The following is an 18,815-nucleotide window of genomic DNA, read 5'->3' as shown; positions in this document are numbered from 1 at the left end:
GGTCTGGTTTGGGCCGGTGACGTTCTATGGCGGCTCGGAACCATTCATGACGGTCTCGGTCGCCGGCAATCGCTCGGCGGTCGGAGTGGCGGTCGCGGAGGTCAATCTCAAGTTCATCTGGGATGTGATCTCGGCGATAAGGGTGGGGCGAACCGGCGAGGCGTTCGTGCTCGACCAGCCGGGGCGCCTTGTCGCTCATCCCGATATCAGCCTGGTGCTGCGTGCCGACGAAGCCGCAACGCAACCGCTTCAGGCCTTGCGGGCCGCCATGCTGGCGCGCCCCGGCCAAGCGATCACCGGGCTGGATATCGCGCGAAACACGGTGCTGGCCGCCATGGCGCCGATCCCCGGCGTCGATTGGAGCGTCATCGTAAAGCAGCCCGTGACTGAGGCATTCCGCCGGATCAACGCCGCACTTTGGCGCACCGGGGTGCTGCTCATTGCGGGAACGGCCCTTGCGGCGGTGCTTGCCTATTGGCTGACGCAGCGCATGGTCGGGCCGATACGGCTCCTGGAGGAGGGCGTCGCGCAGATCGGCGCAGGGCAGTTCGACCACCGGATCAGCCTGGGCACGGGCGACGAGTTCGAGCGGCTAGCCACCCGGTTCAATGAGATGGCCGGTGAATTGGCCGTGTCCCAGGAACGCTCCGAACGCATCAGCCGGCTCCGGCGCTTTCTCGCGCCGCAAGTGGCCGAACTCGTCGACCGTACGGGGGATGACGGCGTGCTCGACGGACGACGGGTCGAGGTCGTCGTGGTCTTCTGCGATTTGCGCGGCTTCACCGCCTTCTCGGCGCAGGCTGAGCCCGAAACCGTGATGGGCGTGCTCGGCGAGTACTACGGCGCCATCGAAGCGGTGGTCAGCGCGCATGGGGCGACGCTGATGGGCTTTTCCGGGGACGGAGCGATGGTCCTGGTCAACGCGCCGGTTTCCTGCCCTGACCCGGCCCTGCGCGCCGTCACCATGGCGAGCGACATGCAAATGAGCGTGCAGAAACTTCTGGTCGGATGGCGCAGCCGGGGCCACCAGCTTGGCTTTGGCGTGGGGCTGGCCATGGGGCCGGCCACGGTCGGGCGGATCGGCTCGGAAGGCCGCCTCGATTACGCTGCGATCGGCAACGTCACGAACCTGGCATCGCGCTTATGCGCGAGCGCCCGGGATTCCGAGATCCTAATCGATCGCGTCGCGGCCCGCGCGGTTGGTTCCAGCGTGCCGCTGGCTGAGCTGGATCCGCGGAGTCTGAAAGGGTTCGACCAACCCGTTCCCGTCTTCGCCGTTGTCTTCGGCATCGGACATTAGATCATCGGACCAGATATCGTATCCGATCCGATGATCTAACCATCCGGGATGGCATCGGCTTTCCCGAAAACCGCAATCCACCTTTCGGGCCGATGCCTTAGGTGCCGGCGGCGCCGCTCGTGGAGCAGATTGGCTCCTGATAGCGCGCCGGCGACGATGGCCGTTGATCAGGGACAAACATATCCGGTTGGGTCCGGGACGCAGCGCGCGCCCGTGGGCAGTATCAATGCGCCGCGTGGATCCCGCCGGACATAATCGCCGTTGGGCAGCTGGAAACCGCCGCTTTGGTCGGGTGTCACGCGCGTGCCGTCAGGCAGGACGAAGTCGCTGCCCGACCTTATGATGCGCTTCTCGGGCGTGCTGTCCGGCACGATAACCTGACGCACTGGCGTCGGGCTGCATGCTGTGAGTGCGGTGACGCAGAGTAGCGTCGCAAATGGCGTCCTGATCATGAGGCATTGTTGCCGGAGGACGGAACCGAGCGCAAGGCGGATGCTCCCGCATTGCTGCCGACGAAGTCCGAGGTTGTTGTGATTGTCCAGCTCCACTCCCCACTCCCCTTCAATCATGGGTTGAGGCAGGCAATGTTCGGCGCGCGGCCCCGGCCCTGGAAGAGCCTGGCGCAGAGCGTCGAGCTGGCAGGGGCATCGGGATCAACGAGGAAGTCAGGCGGTGGCGCGAAGAAGGCACGGGTTTGCCGTCTTCGCGCCCGAACCTGCTCGTTATTCCACGGCGACGATCTTGCCGCCCTCCCATTTGAACATCGAGAACGCCGGCGAGCTGAGATCGCCATTCTTGTCGTAGGCCAGCTTGCCGATGGCGGTGGTGATGGGCCCTCCGGACTTCAGCGCTGTCGCGACTGCGGCGGCATTGGTGGCCTTGCCGGCTTTCTCGATGCCGGCCTTCAGCACTTCGACCGCGGCATAGGCATTGAGCGTGAAGGCTTCCGGCGGGATACCCTTGTCCTTGAGAACTTTGACCGCTTCCGCGGAGTCGGGGTTCTTCAGCGCATCTGTCGCGTTGGTGAAGAGTGCGCCTGCCGCCGTCTCATTGGCGATCGCCCAGAACTCCGTGTTGGAAAGCCCCTCGCCGCCGATGATGGTGGCCTTGAGCCCGGCGTCGCGAAGCTGCCGGGCGAGGAGACCACCTTCCGGATGGTAGCCGCCGAAATAGATCAGGTCGATATTGGCGGCCTTGAGACGCGTGGTGATGGCCGAGAGATCCTTTTCGGCCGGTGTCAGCGACAGGTAGAGCGCCTCGTTCAGGCCGCCGGCGTTGATCCCCTTCTTGAAGGCATCCGCGAGGCCTTTGCCGTAGGTGCCCTTGTCGTGGATGACCGCAATCCGCTTGTCCCTGAGATTCTTCAGGACATAGTTGGCGGCGACCTCGGCCTGCTGATCATCGCGGCCGCATGTCCGCAGAACATTGGTCAGCCCTCGGGTGGTGAGTGACGGCGCCGTAGCTGTCGGCGTGACCATCAGCACGCCGTTCTCGGCAAAGACATCGGACGCGGGAATCGCGACGCCCGACGTCACCGGCCCGACAACGAAGCGCACCTTGTCCCCGACCAGCAGATTGGCGGCCGAAACGCCCTGCTTGGGATCACCGGCATCATCGGCAAGCTTGAGCACCAGCTTCTCGCCGAGCACGCCGCCCTTCTTGTTGATGGCGTCGATCGCCGCCTCTGCGCCGTTTCGCACCTGGTCGCCATAGGCAGCGACCGGACCCGTCAGTGGTGCGATGAGGCCGATGACGATATCGGCCCGTGCGGCCGGCGCCGAGGCGAGCAGCGTGGCAGCAAACGCCGCACTGACGAAGAACTTGAACTTGCTCATCACAATCCTCTCCTCAACTGGCTCGCAGTTCCTGTCCTGGATGCGAGCCTTCGTGGTGAAGCGGTCGAATACCCTGCCACTGCGCGGGGAGGCCGGGCAGGGGCGAAACGTGCATAGAGATCGCTCGCGGGTTTTATAGGGCAGCAGGCCTGCCCGCGGCACTGCGCCCGCCAGGTGGGGTGGGTGTCAAAATTGCCGKGTCGGCCGGGCGAGCGGCTGCCCTCCGTCCGTGGGCATGTCCTGCGGCGCAGAGTCCATGCCTAATGCGGAGCTGCATGCTGCCGCCCCACGCAAAACTGCGTGGATGTCATCGCTGCGGAGCTCGGGCCCTAGTTCTGCCGCGTCGCTGCGAACCATGCCGCAGCCCGCAGCATCGCGGCCTCCTCGCCAAAACCCGACACGGCCGCGACGGCCTCCTCGCAGAGCCGGTCGCGCTCGCGCTTGGCGCCGGCGAGACCGAGCGCGCTGATCAGGGTCGCCTTGCCCTTGTCCTGGTCCTTGGCCGTGGCCTTGCCCATCTGCTCCTGGCTCGCCTCGACGTCGAGGACGTCGTCGGCCACCTGGAAGGTGGCGCCGACTGCCCGGCCGTATTGCCCAAGCGCGGCAAGGGCGGCCTCATCGGCGCCGCCGAGGCGCGCACCGATCTCGACGCTGGCCGCCAGCAGCGCCCCCGTCTTCATCGCCTGCAGTCGACGAATTTCGTTCTCGGCCAACGCGTTCGAGCCCGGGTCGAAGCGTCCCTCCGCCGCGAGATCGAACATCTGGCCGCCGACCATGCCGCCGAGCCCGGACGCCCGGGCGAGGCAAAGCACCAGCGCCGCGCGGACCGCACCCGACTCGTGGGTGGCTGGGTCGGCAAGGACCTCGAAGGCGAGCGTCTGCAGCGCATCCCCGGCCAGGATCGCGGTTGCCTCGTCGAAGGCCCTGTGGACCGTCGGTCGTCCGCGGCGCAGATCGTCATCATCCATCGAAGGCAGGTCGTCATGGACGAGCGAATAGCAATGCAGCAGCTCGACGGCTGCGCCGGCTCGCAAGGCCTGCGCTTCGCTGGCCCCGAAGAGCAGTGCCGTCTCGACCGTCAGGAAGGGCCGCAGGCGCTTGCCACCGCCGAGCGCGCCATGGCGCATGGCCGCGAGCAGCCGTTCGGGGCGCGCGATCTCGCCCGCTCCCGGAACAGCCTGGAGCAGACCGTCGAGGAGGGCCTCGATCGCATCGGCCGTCTGTGAAAGACGGGCCGGAAGGGCGTCATCTGCGGCGGAACTCATGCGCTGATCTCGCGTTCGCAACGGTGGCGGGGGCTTGCCGGATGGGGGCGGGATCGTCAAGTTGCGGGGGCATGGCGGTCATGGCGGGTCACGAGCAAACGCGGCGGCGAGGAATTGTCGGCCGCGCATTGGGGTGGTGTTTTCGCATCCTCATCGGGCTCGCCGTTGTCCTGGCGCTCGGGCTGCTGATCTTTCGGTTCATGCCCGCTCCCTCGACGCTGATGCTCGCGCGCTGGCTGAGCTTTCAGCCGGTGGAACGGCAATGGGTGCCGCTCACGCAGATTTCGCCTTCGCTGATCCGCGCCGTCATCGCCGCCGAGGACCAGCGCTTCTGCAGCCATTCTGGCGTCGACTGGATCGAGCTCAACGCCGTGCTCGATGATGAGGATGGCCCGAGCCGCGGCGCTTCGACGCTGACCATGCAGACGGCTAAGAACGTCTTTCTCTGGCCGGGGCGCTCCTATCTGCGCAAGGCGCTCGAGATTCCGCTCGCGCTCGTGATCGACTTCGCCTGGCCGAAACAGCGGATCATCGAGGTCTATCTCAACGTCGCCGAGTGGGGCGATGGCGTTTTCGGCGCGGAAGCCGCCGCCCAACGCCATTTCCGCAAGCCTGCCGCCCGCCTGAACACTGGCGAGGCTGCACGGCTCGCCGGTGCGCTGCCGAATCCGATCCTGCGCAATCCCGCCAAGCCGAGCCGCGGCCTGCAATCGGCGAGCGGGCGAATCCAGCGCCGTATGGCGCAGCTCGGATCGCTTGGGGATTGCGCCGTGCCTTCCGGCATGAAAGATGTCGATTAGGCCTAGTCATCCCCTCTGCGAGCGTGTATGGCCATCGCCTCACGAGATTGATCCGTCGTCGTGGCGGTGGCGTGGCTCTGCGGCCTGCGCTTCCGGACGGCGGCACGATGGAGAGTACAATGGCCGTTCCGAAGAGAAAGACTTCGCCGTCGAAGCGCGGCATGCGCCGCTCCGCCGACGCGCTGAAGCAGCCCACCTATATCGAAGACAAGAACTCCGGCGAACTGCGCCGTCCGCACCATGTCGATCTGAAGAGCGGCATGTATCGCGGTCGCCAGGTGCTGAAGGCCAAGACCGAGGCCTGAGCCCCGGTTGTAGGCTTGCGAGTCTAGGAGCCGGCCGCGAGGCCGGCTTTTTCTTTGGCCAGTTTCCGCCGGCGCCTGCCAGGCCCTCTGCCGAGGAGCGATCTGTGATCGCGTCTCGATGGATGTCTCCGGTGCGGCTTCCGGATGATCCATCGGGACACCGCTGTCATGCGGCTCCTCGGCAGAGGGCCTGGCCTCACGCGACCAGGCGCTGCCGCTTCCTTCCGGCGCGCTGTGCCTGGGCCTCGTAGCGCCGCGCCGCGACCTGCGGCGTCTCGCGCGCCCGGCGCGCGAACGGACCGATTTCGGCGTGACTGGCCGCGATCTGCAGCAGCAGCATCGTCGATGCATCGGGAAGCGCCTGGTGGCTTCTCGCCCCGTATTGCTGATCCCGCATGTGCCACTCCGGAACGCTAGGGTTGCGCTGGAGGTAAAGTTGCAATCCAGGGGCCGGCCTTAACCGGGCGTTAAGCCAGAAACCTGCATCGTTTCGAAACATCTCCCGATCTCGTTCGGCCAGGACGGCACGACGCCAAAGGTGTCCCGCGGCCTGCGCCTCTAAGGCCCTGCACCGATGCCTGCGCCATCGATCCTGAGTACCCGTGACGAAACGATCGTCGACCCGCGCAGCCTGCTCTCCTCGATCGGCGAGGTGGTCTACAGCTGGGACATCGCCAGCGATTCGCTGAACTGGGGTCCGAACGCCGCCGAGGTTCTGGGACCGATTCCGGTAGCTGCGATGAGCCGCGGTCTCGCTTTCGCCGGGCTGGTGGAGCCGGGTAGCGGCCGCAGTCGCTACGACGCGATCTTCTCGACCGGCGGACAGGACCATGGCGAAGGTGCGATCTACCGCACCCGCTACGCAGCCGATCTCGGCGGCCGCAAGATGTGGATCGAGGATGCCGGCCGCTGGTTCGTCGGCATCGACGGTCAGCCTGCCATGGCGCGCGGCGTGCTGCGCATCGAGCGCTCTGTGCGGCCCGACGAGCTTACCGCGCAGAGTCGCGACGTCTGTGACCGCGGAGCGCTGGTCGAGCGCCTCGAAACATCGCTGCAGGAGCATCTCGCGGCGGAGCGACCGGTAGTCGTGCTGATCGCGGCGATCGACGAACTCGCGCGTCTCAACGATGATTTCGGCCATGAGGCCACCGATGAGATCATCGGCGTGGTCCAGGAAAGGCTGCGCTCGGTGATGCGCCGACGCGACCATCTGCTGCGCTATTCCAGCAATCGCTTCGCCATCCTGCTCGCAGGCTGTCCGCAGAACCAGATCGAGCCGGCGGCGCGGCGCTTCATCAAGGCCGTCGCACAGTCCGCGATCGAGACCGGGCGCGGCATTGCGCTGGTGCGTCTGCGCGTCGGGGCGGCCGTCGCGCCGGATCTCTCGCGCCATGCCGGTACGCTGGTCTCGGCCGCTGAGAACGCCCTTGCCGGCGCCAAGGCGGGCGCGGTCGATACCGTCGTCATCGCACGTCAGCGCGAGTTGCGTGAGCCGGCGCCGGACCACAGCGGATTCGATATCCAGGCCCTCGCGGCACTGAACGAACGCCGCGTCCGGCTGGCGCTGCAATCCGTCGTGGAGGCCAGAACGCGCGAGGTTGCCTTCCACGAAGCGCTGCTGCGGGTCGGCCATGGATCGGAAGGGCTGTTCTTCTCGGCGGCAGAGCTGATTCCGCTGCTCGAGCGGCGCGGGCTCGTCCGGCTCTTCGATCACCGCGTGCTTGAGCTCGCCGTCGAAATGCTCGCGGCCGATCCGAACATGACGCTCTCGATCAACGTCTCGCCGCGCTCGCTCGGCGATCCGGAATGGCTCGACGCCTTCCTGGCCTGCACCCGCTCATCCCGCGGCCTCGCCGGGCGGCTGATCGTCGAGATCACGGAGACTGCGACGATCGAGGATCCGCGCCGCCTGGCCCGCCTGCTCGGCAAGATCAAGGATCAGGGCGCACGCATCGCGATCGACGATTTCGGCGCCGGCCACACCTCGCTGCGGCATCTGCGCGCCTTCCCGATCGACATCCTGAAGCTGGACGGCGCCTTCACGCAGAACCTGCGACGTTCGACCGATGACCGCTTCTATGTCCGCACGCTGATCGACCTCGCCCGCCATCTCATGGTCGACACTGTCGCCGAATGGGTCGATGACGAGTTGCAGGCGACCATGCTCACCGATTGGGGCGTGACCTATCTGCAGGGGCATCTCGTCGGCAAGGCCGAACTCTGGCAGCCTGCGGTGCCCTCAGAGCTGCATCGGGCGGTGGGCTGAGCCGAGGCAGGGAGCGGTCTCGGGCAAGCGATCGGCCCGAGACACTCTTGATCAGGACGGGCCCGGGGCAAGCCCGGGCCTGGGGCATTGCCCGCTCACTTCGTCTTGGCGAGCTTGTCCAGCCGGTCGCGCATCTCGGAGAGTTCCCGCTTCAGGTCGCCGAGTTCGTCGCCCTTGCCGGCGGCTGGCGCTGCATCGCCCTTCGGCTGGCCGGAGGCTGCTGCGGCAGCAAAGGGGTTGAACAGCCGGAAGGCTTCCGTGAACATCGCCATATTGGCGCGGGTCTGGGCCTGGATCGCGTCCAGCCCGGTGCCGCCGAAGGCGCCGCCGGTAAAGGCCTTGCCCATCATGTCGCGGAACTGGTTCTGGTCCTTCGTGAGATTCTCCATGGAGAACTCGAGATAGCGCGGCACCAATGCCTGCATGCTGTCGCCGTAGAAGCGGATCAACTGGCGCAGGAAGGTGATCGGCAGCAGATTCTGCCCGTCCTTGCTTTCTTCGTCGAAGATGATCTGGGCCAGCACGGAGCGCGTGATGTCCTCGCCGGACTTGGCGTCGTAGACCACGAAATCCTCTCCGCCGCGGACCAGGCCCGCCAGATCCTCGAGGGTGACGTAGGAGCTCGTGCCCGTGTGATACAACCTGCGATTGGCGTATTTCTTGATGACTGTCGGTTCTTTTTCGCTGGCCATCATACCCTGCATCGCGTTGATCCGGGCCTGACATTTCAGGTCCAGCGGAACGATCCTCCCGGCAACGATAACCTGTCAGCCGCATGCTGCAAGTTTTTTGAACGTTTTTCAATCAATCTTACCAAGCGGAACGGCGGGAGGGGCGAGCCAGTGCTGCGATGCAGCACGGTCACCGGCACCCGATCCGCGCTCTCCCTCTCTTGGCCGGCTTGACGCGGCCGCGGCAGCCTTCGAAGGTGAGAGCCGAACCTGGTGGCCTGTCCCTGGCGAGCCATCACGACAACAGCGAGGAACTCTCCATGGCCGATACTGACATCGTAATCGTCGGCGCAGCGCGCACGGCGGTCGGCGCCTTCAACGGCGCTTTCGCCAACACGACGGCACACGATCTCGGCGCTGCCGCGATCAAGGAGGCGCTCGCCCGCGCCAAGGTCGAGGGCGGTGAGGTCAATGAAGTCATCATGGGCCAGATCCTGACCGCCGGTCAGGGCCAGAATCCGGCCCGACAGGCTGCGATGAAGGCCGGCATCCCGCAGGAAGCGACCTCCTGGGGCCTCAACCAGCTCTGCGGCTCGGGCCTGCGCGCGGTCGCCATCGGCCTGCAGCAGATCGTCAATGGCGACGCCGACATCATCGTTGCCGGCGGCCAGGAATCGATGTCGATGTCGCAGCATGCCGCGCATCTGCGTAACGGCACCAAGATGGGCGACACCAAATTCATCGACACGATGATCAAGGACGGGCTCTGGGACGCCTTCCACGGCTACCATATGGGCACCACTGCCGAGAACGTCGCGACCAAATGGCAGATCAGCCGCGAGGAACAGGACAGGTTCGCCGTCGGCTCGCAGAACAAGGCCGAGGCTGCGCAGAAAGCCGGCCGGCTCAAGGACGAGATCGCTCCCTTCACCGTCTCGACCCGCAAGGGCGATATCGTCGTCGATCAGGACGAATATCCCCGTCACGGGGCGACGCTGGAGGCCATGGCCAAGCTGAAGCCAGCCTTCTCGAAGGACGGCACGGTGACTGCCGGCAACGCGTCTGGCCTCAATGACGGCGCTGCCGCTCTCGTCCTGATGACCGCCAAGGAAGCAGCCAGGCGCGGTCTTACCCCGCTCGCCCGCATCGCCTCCTGGGCCACTGCCGGCGTCGACCCGGCCATCATGGGCACGGGCCCGATCCCGGCGACGCGCAAGGCACTGGAGAAAGCCGGCTGGAAGATCGGCGATCTCGACCTCGTCGAGGCCAATGAGGCCTTCGCGGCGCAGGCGCTCGCGGTCAACAAGGACCTCGGCTGGAACCCCGATATCGTCAACGTCAATGGCGGCGCGATCGCGATCGGCCATCCGATCGGCGCCTCCGGCGCGCGCGTCCTGGTCACGCTCCTGCATGAAATGGCCAAGCGCGACGCCAAGAAGGGGCTCGCCACGCTCTGTATCGGCGGCGGGATGGGTGTCGCCATGGCGGTGGAACGCTGAGCCTTCACCATGGCGAAGCAGACGACGCTCTATCGCTATCTCACGGGGCCCGATGACGCAGCCTTCTGTCATCGGGTCTCGGAGGCCTTGAGCAGAGGCTGGGAGCTCTATGGCCCCCCGACCCTGACTTATGACGCCAAGGAACAGCGCGTCATCTGCGGCCAGGCCATCATCAAGGACGTGGACGGGCCCTATTCGCCCGACCTGAAGCTCGCGGAACAATAGCTCAAAAGACCAAAACGAAGAGGGGACAACCAGATGACGAAGGTCGCGTTGGTCACGGGGGGGACGCGGGGTATCGGCGGAGCGATCAGCCGGACCCTGCAGGCGGCAGGCTACAAGGTGGCGGCCAACTATGCCGGCAATGACGAGGCGGCGGCCAAGTTCAAGGCGGAAACCGGCATCCCGGTCTATAAGTGGGATGTCGGCGATTACGATGCCTGCACTGCCGGCATCGCAAGCGTCGAGGCGGAGAACGGGCCGGTCGACATTCTGGTCAACAATGCCGGCATCACCCGCGACGGTTTCTTCCACAAGATGACCAAGGACCAGTGGTCCGCCGTCATCCGCACCAATCTCGATTCGCTCTTCAATATGACGCGGCCGGTGATCGAGGGCATGCGCGGGCGCAGCTTTGGCCGCATCATCGTGATCTCGTCGATCAACGGCCAGAAGGGCCAGATGGGCCAGGTGAACTACTCCGCGGCCAAGGCGGGCGATATCGGCTTCGTCAAGGCGCTTGCCCAGGAGAACGCCAACAAGGGCATCACCGTCAATGCGATCACGCCCGGCTATATCGGCACCGACATGGTCGCTGCCATGCCGGAGGAGGCGCTGAAGCGCGTTGTTGCCGGTATTCCCGTCGGCCGGCTCGGCAAGCCCGAGGAGATCGCCCAGATGGTCGCTTTCCTCGCTTCCGATCACGGTGCCTTCACCACCGGCGCGACGTTCGCGGTCAATGGCGGGCAGTATATGGCGTGAGCGTGTTCGGGCTGTCGGCGCGAGCCGCGCCGACAGCCCTCAAGTCGAGGCGCCCGCGGCAAACGCGGCTTCGGCCTGGCGATGAGGGCAGGCGGGATGCGCCTTTACGCTGAGGCTTCCTGCCAGCGCCGGTACAGCCCGGCGATGTCGTTGGAGCAGAACAGATCCATGCCGTCCCTGATCTGCTCCACCGGCCAATCCCACCAGGCCATCTCCAGCAGCATGACGATGTCGGCTTCGGTGAAGCGCGTGCGGATCGGCCTGGCCGGGTTGCCGCCGACGATCGAGTAGGGCTCGACATCCCTGGTGACGAGGGCACGGCTGCCGATCACGGCACCATGGCCGATCCGGATGCCCGGCATGATCATCGCCTCCGCACCAATCCAGACATCGCTGCCGACCACGGTGTCGCCGGCCGGCCGGAAGGCGTCGCGCGCACCGGCGAATGCAGGTTCTTCCGACATGTAGAAGAAGGGGAAGCTGGAGACCCAGTCGTTCCGATGCCCCTGGTTACCGGCCATCATGAAGCAGGCGCCGGTCCCGATCGAGCAGAAGCTGCCGATGATGAGCTTGTCGACATCGGCGAGGTCGGGCCGCAGATAGCGGGCACAGTCGTCGAAGGAATGCCCGTGATAGTAGCCGGAATAGTAGCTGTACCGACCGACGATGATGTTGGGGTTGGTCACCTGTTCCGACAGAAGCCTGCCCTTGAACGGGCCTTCAAAGGCGTTCGCCATCCCGGCGTGCTCCCGTCGTTCAGCGCAAATCCAGCGAGATTGAAGCGGGCAGATGACCCAGAGCGATCGAAGGGAAATCCGGGAACCGCTCCGGGGCTTTACCGATCGGTGCCCGCGTCTCTTCTTCAGTGCCTAGCGCCAGCGTCCGAAGGCATCGTCAAGCGTCTGGCTGCCCGAGACACCCTTCTCGAAGGTGATGATGCCGCGTCGTCCGGACGCGAAACGCAGCGGGATGTCGATCCAGCTGCGCGTCTGCATCAGCTCGATATTGCGGTCGATTTCCACCGGCACATTCGAGAGCGCGGCCACGAAGAGATTGTCGCCGAGCGCGGAGGCGATGGCGGAGAGTGGTGCGCCCCGTTCGTTCTCGTCGGTCTTGAGCTGCGGCACGCCGACCTCGCGGATCGCGTCGGTCGTGGCATCACCTGTCCGCGTGAAGCGCAGGCCARTGATATGCGAGGCCGGGAAGGCGCTGTCGGTATTGCGGCGGATGGTGAAGTCGAGGCTCAGGCCGGCATCCGGTACCTCGACACTCGCACGCACGATGGTCTCGACCGGGCGACCCTGCCCGGCGCTCTCGCTGTCGAGCCGCCAGACGACCCGGCCATTGACGGCTTTCGGCTGCTGCGGGGTTTCCGGCACCTCGGTGTAGAGAATGGCGCGCTGGGCGACGGCGATCTCGCTGCCTTGTGAGGCTGTCGCGCCACCAGGCCGTGTGGCCGGTCCTGCGCCTGTCGCTCCGGCATCGCCGACCCGGTCGTTCAGCTTGCCGGCGCTGTCCGGCTGCGACTGCTGGACCTGCGCCTCGGTCCGAGGGCGCTGCGCCGCCGTGTCGGAGGGATTGACCTTGTTGACATAGAAGGCAGTCGCCGCGATCGCGACGACCGCAAGCGCGACGCCTCCGCCGACGATCGCGGTGCGGATATGACCGGGATCGACGCGGCGTTCGCGCGGAGGAGCGACGCGTGGGCGGACCGGCTGCGTGTCGACCGGCTCCTGGCTGTCGACCGAGCGGCTTTCGAACGGGTCGATGACGGGGCTCGCCCCGACCTCCTCATGGGCCATATCGGCCGGCAGAGCAGGCTCAGGCTCTGGTTCCGGAGCGGGGCGGATCGTCGTCGTGGCGGGGCGCTGGGTCTCAGCCTCGTCGTAATCGGCCTCGACACGCGACATCGCCTCGTCGAGCGCCAAGCGCTCGCGCATGATCTCGGCCTCGCCGACCGGTGGGTCGAGACTCCGCAGCTGGGCGACCAGAGCTGTCCGGGCGCGGTCATAGACCGCGCGGCGCGCTTCCGGGGACTTGTCGGGCAGCCCGGCGATCGCGCGCGCCAGGATGGGATAGAAATCGGCCATTGGCCTCAATTGTCCGTGTTGGGCTCGCCCGTCAACCCTCGAAAGGATTGTGGACGAGGATGGTGTCGTCGCGCTCGGGGCTGGTCGAGAGCACGGCGACAGTGGCGCCGATCAGCTCCTCGATGCGGCGGACATATTTGATCGCCTGGGCCGGCAGGTCCGCCCATGAACGGGCATTGGCGGTCGAGCCTTCCCAGCCTTCGATCGTCTCATAGATCGGCTCGACGCGGGCCTGATCGCTCTGGCCGGCAGGCAGATGCTCGAGCACGGCGCCGTCGAGGCGATAGCCGATGCAGACCTTGATCTCCTTGAAGCCGTCGAGGATGTCGAGCTTGGTCAGCGCGATGCCGTCGATGCCGGAGGTCTTCACGGTCTGGCGCACCAGGCAGGCGTCGAACCAGCCGCAGCGGCGCTTGCGCCCGGTGACGACGCCGAATTCCTTGCCCTTCTGGCCGATCAGTTCGCCGGTCTCGTCAAAGAGCTCGGTCGGGAAGGGGCCTTCGCCGACGCGGGTCGTGTAGGCCTTGGCGATGCCGAGCACATAGCCGACCGCGGAGGGGCCCAAGCCGGAGCCGGTCGCGGCCTGGCCGGCGACGATGTTGGAGGAGGTCACGAACGGGTAGGTGCCGTGGTCGACATCGAGCAGCGCGCCCTGTGCGCCTTCGAACAGGATGCGCTTGCCGGCGCGGCGCTCGGAATCGAGCAGCGCCCAGACCGTGTCGGSATAGGGCAGGACCTGCGGCGCGACCTTGGTCAGCTGCTCGAGCAGCTCGGAGGCATCGACCTCGCCGATGCCGAGCCCGCGACGCAGCGCGTTGTGATGGGCGAGCAGGCGCTCGATCTTGGCCTTCAGGATCGCGGGGTCCTTGAGGTCGATGACGCGAATCGCACGCCGGCCGACCTTGTCCTCATAGGCGGGGCCGATGCCACGCTTGGTCGTGCCGATCTTCAGCCCGGCATTGCTGGTCTCGCGGAAATGGTCGAGCTCGCGGTGCAGCGGCAGGATCAGGGTCGCGTTGTCGGCGACGCGCAGGTTCTCGGGCGAGATCGCGACGCCCTGGGCGCGCAGCCGCTCGATCTCCTCGACGAGATGCCAGGGATCGACCACGACGCCATTGCCGATGACCGAAAGCTTGCCGGGGCGAACGATGCCGGACGGCAGTAGCGAGAGCTTGTAGACGACGCCGTCGATGACGAGCGTATGGCCGGCATTGTGACCGCCCTGGAAGCGCACCACGACATCGGCCTGGCTCGACAGCCAGTCGACGATCTTGCCCTTGCCTTCGTCACCCCATTGGGCGCCGACCACCACCACATTCGCCATCGGACTGGTATCCCTGCCTCGTTGCCGCAAGCGCCGCGCACATGAAAAACCCCGACGCAAGGCCGGGGTTTCGGGGCAAGTCCTTGCAAGCCCTCATGGGCCAACATTGCGGCAAGGTCAAGATTGACCGCGTGCCGGAGAGGCGGCTGTCCGCACGGAGTTGCGCGCATCGGGCCTGATCCTGCGACCATCTGACACTCGCGCGCGGATCACCTGCCATCGAGCCGCACGAGTTCGATCAGCCTGGCGCAATCGGCCGCAATCCGCCGTTCCGCCAAATTGGTGATGCCCAGCAACAGGCCGCGGCGCTCGGGCGGCTCCGCATACCAGGGCGAGAGCGGCACCGGCGCGATCCCGAAGGGCAGGGCGCGCAAGGCGATGTCGAAATCGTCAGTGCCGGGCGGCAACTCCATCCGTACGGACAGGCCGCCGGTGGCATGGATGGCGAAAGCCCCTTCTGCGGTCTCCTGCAACTGCTGGAGCAGCAACTCGCGCCGTGCGCTGTAGAGCCGCTTCATGCGGCGCAGGTGGCGCAGATAATGGCCCTCGGCCAGGAAGCTGGCCACGGCATGCTGAAGCGCGGCGGACGGAGCCGGCGCGAGACAGGCGGCAATCGTGCCGAAGGCCTCCGCGACGGCGGCCGGAACCACCAGGAAGCCGAGCCGCAACGCCGGGCTGATCGTCTTGCTGAAGCTGCCCGCATGCAGGACGCAGCCATCCTRATCGAGCGAGGCGAGCGCTGGCGCTGCGCGTCCCTTGAGCTGCAACTCGCTGAGATAATCGTCCTCGACGATCCAGGCCCCCGCTTGCCGGGCCCAGTCGAGCAGAGCCAGCCGGCGTGCCAGCGACAGCGTCACCCCGAGCGGAGCCTGCTGCCCCGGGGTGACGACGGCCAGCGCCGCCTTCGGAGCGCGCCGTATGCCCTCGGTGACCGACAAGCCCTCGCCATCGACCGGCACCGGAATGGTCGTCATTCCTGCAAGCTGGAGGGCGCTGCGCGTCAGGGGAAAGCCGGGTTCTTCGAACCAGGCTGAGCGACCCTCGAGGCGTAAGGTACGGATGATGAGACCGAGCGAACCCGCAAAGCCGTTGGTTACCAGGACCTGGGTCGGCGTGCAGCGAATGCCGCGCGCGATGGCGAGATAGGCGGCGATCTCGCGACGCAGGTCCGGATGCCCGCGTGGATCGGGATAACCGACCGGCGCGACCGCGGCCTTCCGGGCAGCGCGCACCATCACCCGCGACCAGAGGGTGATGGGGAAGGCATCCTGCGCCGGAACGCCCATCTGGAAGGCGAGCGGTGCGTTCTCAAAATCGGGGAACAGCTCAGGAAAGGGCGGCCTGTCTTTGGGTTGCTCGGCTGCCGCCAGCACCGGCATCCTGTCCGCGACGTGCGTTCCGGCGGCGCCCTGCGACAGGATCCACTGCTCGTCGCTCAGCCTCTCATAGGCGGCCCTGACCGTTCCGCGGGCGATGCCAAGCTGCGCGGCAAGATCGCGCCAGGACGGCAGGCGCGCCCCGCCGGCGAGCTGGCCCTCCCGGATCGCATCGCGAATGGCGGCGTGAATCTGCAAGGCGAGCGGCGCCTTGGCGCTGCGGTCGATCTGGRTGCGGAGCGGAGCGGTCATCACATCATGGTATAGCCGTTTCTGTCGATCTTGGTGCTTTCTCATGCATCATCCGGCGCGCATTCTCCTGCCATCGAAATGAACGGAGAACGGAGATGAGCTTTCGAGCCTCTGCAGCCGGCGCGGCCCTGCTTGCCGCGCTCGCCCTTCCCGCCATCGCCTCGGCTCATTCGCCCAGGCCGGGCGGAGAGACGGTCAAGCCGGTATTCCGGCAGGCGATTCCCAACATTCCCGGCAAGAGCCTGGTCAGCGTCGAGGTGACCTACAAGCCCGGCGCGGCCTCGACCCCGCACCATCATGCCGGTTCGGCCTTCATCTACGCCCATGTGCTCTCGGGTGCGATCCGCAGCCAGGTCGATGACCAGCCGGCCCGGGTCTACCGGACCGGCGAGACCTGGTTCGAGGTGCCGGGCGCGCACCACACAATCAGCGAGAATGCCAGCAAGACCGAGCCGGCGCGCCTGCTCGCCGTCTTCATCGTCGACAGCACCGAAGAGGTGCTGACCACTCCCGATCACCAGTGAGGAGCGACCCCATGACCCAGCGTCTCGATTACACCAGCGTTTCGCCTGCCGGCATGAAGGCTCTTGGCGGAGTCTATGCTCATGTCGGCCAGTCCGGCCTCGCCAAATCCCTGGTCGACCTGGTCTATCTCAGGATCTCGCAGATCAATGGCTGCGCCTATTGCATCGACATGCATTCGCGCGATTTGCTCAAGGGCGGCCTTGCCGTCGAGAAGCTGGTGCTGGTGCCGGCCTGGCGCGAGGCGCCGAGCCTGTTCTCCGAGCAGGAGCGGGCCGCCCTGGCCTGGGCCGAAACCGTGACGCGTGTCGCTGACACCACCGTGCCCGATGCGGAGTTTGCGGCCGCCTCTGCCCAGTTCAGCGAGAAGGAACTGGCCGATCTGACGATCGCRATCGGCCTGATGAACGCCTATAATCGGATGGCGATCAGTTTCCGCGCCGTCCCTGCGGCGGTGCGGCGCTGAACCCTCGAGCATCGGCCCGAAAAGTGGATGGCGGTTTTCGGGAAAGCCGATGCGAACAGGGAAAAGTTAGATCATCGGGCCGGATACGAGATCCGCGCCGATCATCCAGTCAGTTCTGCGCCAGCGGGCGCGGCATGTCCGCCGGCTGGATTGGCCTGGACTCGAACGTGACCTCGCGGTCCCCCGGCCATTTCAGGCGGTAGGCGAGCTTGATCTCCTTCTCCGCGCCGGGGGCGAGATCGAAGGTCCAGGCCGAGACGCCGCGCTTGTCGCCGACCTGTTTCTCGGTGGGCGGCGTAGTCTGCGGCAGGGTCTCGACCGTGATCGAACTGTTCTCCGAGAAGGGCACGCGTTCCATGACGGTGACCTTGACCGGTTGAGCGTGGAGGCTCTTCACCACAGTCCTGAATTCGCGCAGATCCGTGCGCGTCTGGCCAAGCCAGGTCGGCTCGTTCTCCCGGCGGCGCACCGGGGCGCGGCTGACCTTGAGCTTGTCATCTGCGCCGAAGCCGAGCTCGACCTTGTCGCCGGGCGCGACCAGCCCGAGCCGGCCGCGGCCGATATAGGCGCCGTCACGGTGCAGCAGGACCTCGCCTGGAAGCAGCGGTGCCTCGTCCTCGTGGAGGAAGACGGCTTCGAGATAGGCTTTCTCCTCAAGCTCCGGCGTGGCGCGGGCCAGGAGCGTCGGGCTGACCTGGCCCTGGCTCAGCACCACGGCCTTGGACGTCGCGCCCTGGGGGACTGTGACGCGGCCAGGCACGATGAAGCTCGCCTGATAGGTACTGGTCTCGACCTGGGCCGTCTGGACTTCTGCCGGGCGCGCTGAATCCGCCATCTTGCGCGACTTCGCGGCCTCGAATTCGGCTTCGGCCCTCGCCTTGGCCGCCGCCATCGGGGCCGGCGCGGCACTGACGCGTGTGCGGCTCTCATAGAGAACCGCCGCATCGAGGAAGGCGACCTGCACCGGGGCGAGCTCGGGTGCGCGCGTGCCGCCCGCCGAGCGCGTGGTCGAGAGGGTCAGCGCGACGTCGGTCCAGTCCTCGCCGGTGCGCTGGCGCAGCTCCGCGCGGCGAATGAAGGTGATCTCGGGCTTGGCGGCGGCGCTGCCGGTCGCCAGCCTGGCCTCATAGCTCGGCAGCCAGTTCGCGCTGGTGACGCGGTAGCTGACGGTGAACTCGGCTGCGAGCGGGGCCTTGGCCTCGACCGCGATCGCGACGTCGCGCTTGGGTGCATTGCCGCGGCCGGCCTGTGGCCTTGTGCGCTCCAGAGCCTCGATTTCAGCCTGCGTATCCGAGACGCGGCTGCGGGCGATGCGCAGCTCGTCATTGACCTTGACCAGCGCGGTGCCGATCGCGTCGAACACGGCCGGCCAGTCGCTGATCGGCAGTGCCTTGCCGTCGGGGCCGAGCTTGTCGGGGCCCGTCTGGCCGAAACGCTCGATGGTCCCGCGTTTGGCTTCGATCGCGCTGACCTGACCTTCTAGCGTCTCCTTCTGCTCGCGCAGGGCCTTGAGCTTGGTCTCGATCACCGCATCGAGGCCCTGCCTGGCATCGCCGGGAACGGGGCGGACATCGACCGCGCCAATCGCGAAGGCGCCGTCACCCTTGCCTTCGACACGGATCGAGGCGGGATCGACCGCCGCCGGCAGGCCACGCAGCACGACCTGCGAGGCCCCCTGCAGCAATTCGGCCTTGCCGAGCCGCGTCACCACCGCGCCGTCGGGATAGACCGTGACCCGGTCGATCCGCGTCGGCAGTTCGATCTCGGCTGCGCTTGCAAGGCTCGGCGCGAAGATCAGGGCGGCGGCAAGTCGGCTCATCATCAGGCATTCCCCCCGAGGCAAATCAGTGCGGCGGATTGGCG

At 66.6% G+C, this 18,815-nt stretch carries 18 protein-coding genes; 9 read left to right on the top strand and 9 right to left on the bottom strand.

What is annotated here, in order from left to right; translation table 11 throughout:
• A partial coding sequence (locus AC1DRP_RS20215; RefSeq protein WP_476769368.1) for an adenylate/guanylate cyclase domain-containing protein occupies positions 1 to 1,300 on the top strand: 1,300 nt, incomplete at its 5' end.
• Positions 1,301 to 2,022: 722 nt separating this feature from the next.
• Here AC1DRP_RS20215 and AC1DRP_RS20210 read toward each other — a convergent pair.
• Together AC1DRP_RS20210 and AC1DRP_RS20205 are read right to left on the bottom strand one after the other, a co-directional pair.
• Positions 2,023 to 3,135: a branched-chain amino acid ABC transporter substrate-binding protein gene (locus AC1DRP_RS20210; RefSeq protein WP_441488337.1), complete on the bottom strand. Its 1,113-nt coding sequence runs from the start codon at positions 3,133 to 3,135 to the stop codon at positions 2,023 to 2,025.
• A gap of 329 nt (positions 3,136 to 3,464) precedes the next feature.
• Complete coding sequence (locus AC1DRP_RS20205) at positions 3,465 to 4,400, bottom strand: polyprenyl synthetase family protein (RefSeq protein ID WP_441504378.1); 936 nt, start codon at positions 4,398 to 4,400, stop codon at positions 3,465 to 3,467.
• A gap of 80 nt (positions 4,401 to 4,480) precedes the next feature.
• On the opposite strand from AC1DRP_RS20205, the gene mtgA reads away from it, so the two are divergent.
• Positions 4,481 to 5,200, top strand: coding sequence for a monofunctional biosynthetic peptidoglycan transglycosylase (gene mtgA, locus AC1DRP_RS20200; protein WP_441487961.1), 720 nt, complete (start codon positions 4,481 to 4,483; stop codon positions 5,198 to 5,200).
• A 119-nt stretch (positions 5,201 to 5,319) separates the two neighbouring features.
• Positions 5,320 to 5,505, top strand: a complete 186-nt coding sequence (gene rpmF / locus AC1DRP_RS20195; RefSeq protein ID WP_043233137.1) for a 50S ribosomal protein L32 — start codon at positions 5,320 to 5,322, stop codon at positions 5,503 to 5,505.
• 196 nt (positions 5,506 to 5,701) lie between these two features.
• Here the strand turns inward: rpmF and AC1DRP_RS20190 are convergent, their stop codons facing one another.
• Entirely contained in the window at positions 5,702 to 5,902 is a 201-nt protein-coding gene (locus AC1DRP_RS20190; RefSeq protein WP_162768306.1) for a hypothetical protein, read from the bottom strand.
• Positions 5,903 to 6,079: 177 nt separating this feature from the next.
• On the opposite strand from AC1DRP_RS20190, the gene AC1DRP_RS20185 reads away from it, so the two are divergent.
• On the top strand, positions 6,080 to 7,771 hold the full coding sequence (locus AC1DRP_RS20185) for an EAL domain-containing protein (protein ID WP_441487963.1): 1,692 nt from the start codon (positions 6,080 to 6,082) through the stop codon (positions 7,769 to 7,771).
• Positions 7,772 to 7,866: 95 nt separating this feature from the next.
• Here the strand turns inward: AC1DRP_RS20185 and phaR are convergent, their stop codons facing one another.
• Entirely contained in the window at positions 7,867 to 8,463 is a 597-nt protein-coding gene (gene phaR / locus AC1DRP_RS20180; protein ID WP_441504379.1) for a polyhydroxyalkanoate synthesis repressor PhaR, read from the bottom strand.
• Positions 8,464 to 8,762: 299 nt separating this feature from the next.
• On the opposite strand from phaR, the gene AC1DRP_RS20175 reads away from it, so the two are divergent.
• The 3 genes from AC1DRP_RS20175 to phbB are packed head-to-tail and all read left to right on the top strand — an operon-like array spanning position 8,763 to position 10,922.
• Positions 8,763 to 9,941, top strand: a complete 1,179-nt coding sequence (locus AC1DRP_RS20175) for an acetyl-CoA C-acetyltransferase (RefSeq protein ID WP_441487965.1) — start codon at positions 8,763 to 8,765, stop codon at positions 9,939 to 9,941.
• Between the two features lie 9 nt (positions 9,942 to 9,950).
• Complete coding sequence (locus AC1DRP_RS20170; RefSeq protein ID WP_441487966.1) at positions 9,951 to 10,166, top strand: DUF1737 domain-containing protein; 216 nt, start codon at positions 9,951 to 9,953, stop codon at positions 10,164 to 10,166.
• A 33-nt stretch (positions 10,167 to 10,199) separates the two neighbouring features.
• Positions 10,200 to 10,922: an acetoacetyl-CoA reductase gene (gene phbB / locus AC1DRP_RS20165; protein ID WP_441487967.1), complete on the top strand. Its 723-nt coding sequence runs from the start codon at positions 10,200 to 10,202 to the stop codon at positions 10,920 to 10,922.
• A gap of 104 nt (positions 10,923 to 11,026) precedes the next feature.
• Here phbB and catB read toward each other — a convergent pair whose 3' ends face one another.
• From catB to pdxR, 4 genes are all read right to left on the bottom strand, one after another.
• Complete coding sequence (catB, locus tag AC1DRP_RS20160; RefSeq protein ID WP_476769367.1) at positions 11,027 to 11,659, bottom strand: type B chloramphenicol O-acetyltransferase; 633 nt, start codon at positions 11,657 to 11,659, stop codon at positions 11,027 to 11,029.
• Between the two features lie 132 nt (positions 11,660 to 11,791).
• Complete coding sequence (locus AC1DRP_RS20155) at positions 11,792 to 13,012, bottom strand: histidine kinase (RefSeq protein ID WP_476769366.1); 1,221 nt, start codon at positions 13,010 to 13,012, stop codon at positions 11,792 to 11,794.
• Positions 13,013 to 13,043: 31 nt separating this feature from the next.
• Complete coding sequence (locus tag AC1DRP_RS20150) at positions 13,044 to 14,336, bottom strand: adenylosuccinate synthase (protein ID WP_476769365.1); 1,293 nt, start codon at positions 14,334 to 14,336, stop codon at positions 13,044 to 13,046.
• 209 nt (positions 14,337 to 14,545) lie between these two features.
• Positions 14,546 to 15,964 carry a MocR-like pyridoxine biosynthesis transcription factor PdxR gene (gene pdxR, locus AC1DRP_RS20145; protein WP_476769364.1) on the bottom strand — a complete coding sequence of 473 codons (1,419 nt, stop codon included), beginning with the start codon at positions 15,962 to 15,964 and terminating at the stop codon, positions 14,546 to 14,548.
• 95 nt (positions 15,965 to 16,059) lie between these two features.
• On the opposite strand from pdxR, the gene AC1DRP_RS20140 reads away from it, so the two are divergent.
• Both AC1DRP_RS20140 and AC1DRP_RS20135 read left to right on the top strand, forming a co-directional pair.
• Positions 16,060 to 16,488, top strand: coding sequence for a cupin domain-containing protein (locus AC1DRP_RS20140; protein ID WP_441487970.1), 429 nt, complete (start codon positions 16,060 to 16,062; stop codon positions 16,486 to 16,488).
• Between the two features lie 11 nt (positions 16,489 to 16,499).
• Positions 16,500 to 16,952 carry a carboxymuconolactone decarboxylase family protein gene (locus tag AC1DRP_RS20135; protein ID WP_441487971.1) on the top strand — a complete coding sequence of 151 codons (453 nt, stop codon included), beginning with the start codon at positions 16,500 to 16,502 and terminating at the stop codon, positions 16,950 to 16,952.
• Between the two features lie 109 nt (positions 16,953 to 17,061).
• Here AC1DRP_RS20135 and AC1DRP_RS20130 read toward each other — a convergent pair whose 3' ends face one another.
• A complete protein-coding gene (locus AC1DRP_RS20130) occupies positions 17,062 to 18,774 on the bottom strand; it encodes a mucoidy inhibitor MuiA family protein (protein WP_441504384.1) in 1,713 nt (570 codons plus the stop codon).
• Positions 18,775 to 18,815: the final 41 nt, after the last annotated feature.

The organism is Allobosea sp. 01N443 (assembly GCF_056399325.1).
The sequence above is the reverse complement of the archived record's forward strand: the minus strand, read 5'-3'. Positions and strand labels throughout refer to the sequence as shown.

Excerpts from the sequence above, each read along its gene's own strand:
- AC1DRP_RS20210 (WP_441488337.1), bottom strand. The coding sequence starts at position 3,135 with ATGAGCAAGTTCAAGTTCTTCGTCAGTGCGGCGTTTGCTGCCACGCTG.
- AC1DRP_RS20205 (WP_441504378.1), bottom strand. The coding sequence starts at position 4,400 with ATGAGTTCCGCCGCAGATGACGCCCTTCCGGCCCGTCTTTCACAGACG.
- mtgA (WP_441487961.1), top strand. The coding sequence starts at position 4,481 with ATGGCGGGTCACGAGCAAACGCGGCGGCGAGGAATTGTCGGCCGCGCA.
- rpmF (WP_043233137.1), top strand. The coding sequence starts at position 5,320 with ATGGCCGTTCCGAAGAGAAAGACTTCGCCGTCGAAGCGCGGCATGCGC.
- AC1DRP_RS20190 (WP_162768306.1), bottom strand. The coding sequence starts at position 5,902 with ATGCGGGATCAGCAATACGGGGCGAGAAGCCACCAGGCGCTTCCCGAT.
- AC1DRP_RS20185 (WP_441487963.1), top strand. The coding sequence starts at position 6,080 with ATGCCTGCGCCATCGATCCTGAGTACCCGTGACGAAACGATCGTCGAC.
- phaR (WP_441504379.1), bottom strand. The coding sequence starts at position 8,463 with ATGGCCAGCGAAAAAGAACCGACAGTCATCAAGAAATACGCCAATCGC.
- AC1DRP_RS20175 (WP_441487965.1), top strand. The coding sequence starts at position 8,763 with ATGGCCGATACTGACATCGTAATCGTCGGCGCAGCGCGCACGGCGGTC.
- AC1DRP_RS20170 (WP_441487966.1), top strand. The coding sequence starts at position 9,951 with ATGGCGAAGCAGACGACGCTCTATCGCTATCTCACGGGGCCCGATGAC.
- phbB (WP_441487967.1), top strand. The coding sequence starts at position 10,200 with ATGACGAAGGTCGCGTTGGTCACGGGGGGGACGCGGGGTATCGGCGGA.
- catB (WP_476769367.1), bottom strand. The coding sequence starts at position 11,659 with ATGGCGAACGCCTTTGAAGGCCCGTTCAAGGGCAGGCTTCTGTCGGAA.
- AC1DRP_RS20140 (WP_441487970.1), top strand. The coding sequence starts at position 16,060 with ATGAGCTTTCGAGCCTCTGCAGCCGGCGCGGCCCTGCTTGCCGCGCTC.
- AC1DRP_RS20130 (WP_441504384.1), bottom strand. The coding sequence starts at position 18,774 with ATGATGAGCCGACTTGCCGCCGCCCTGATCTTCGCGCCGAGCCTTGCA.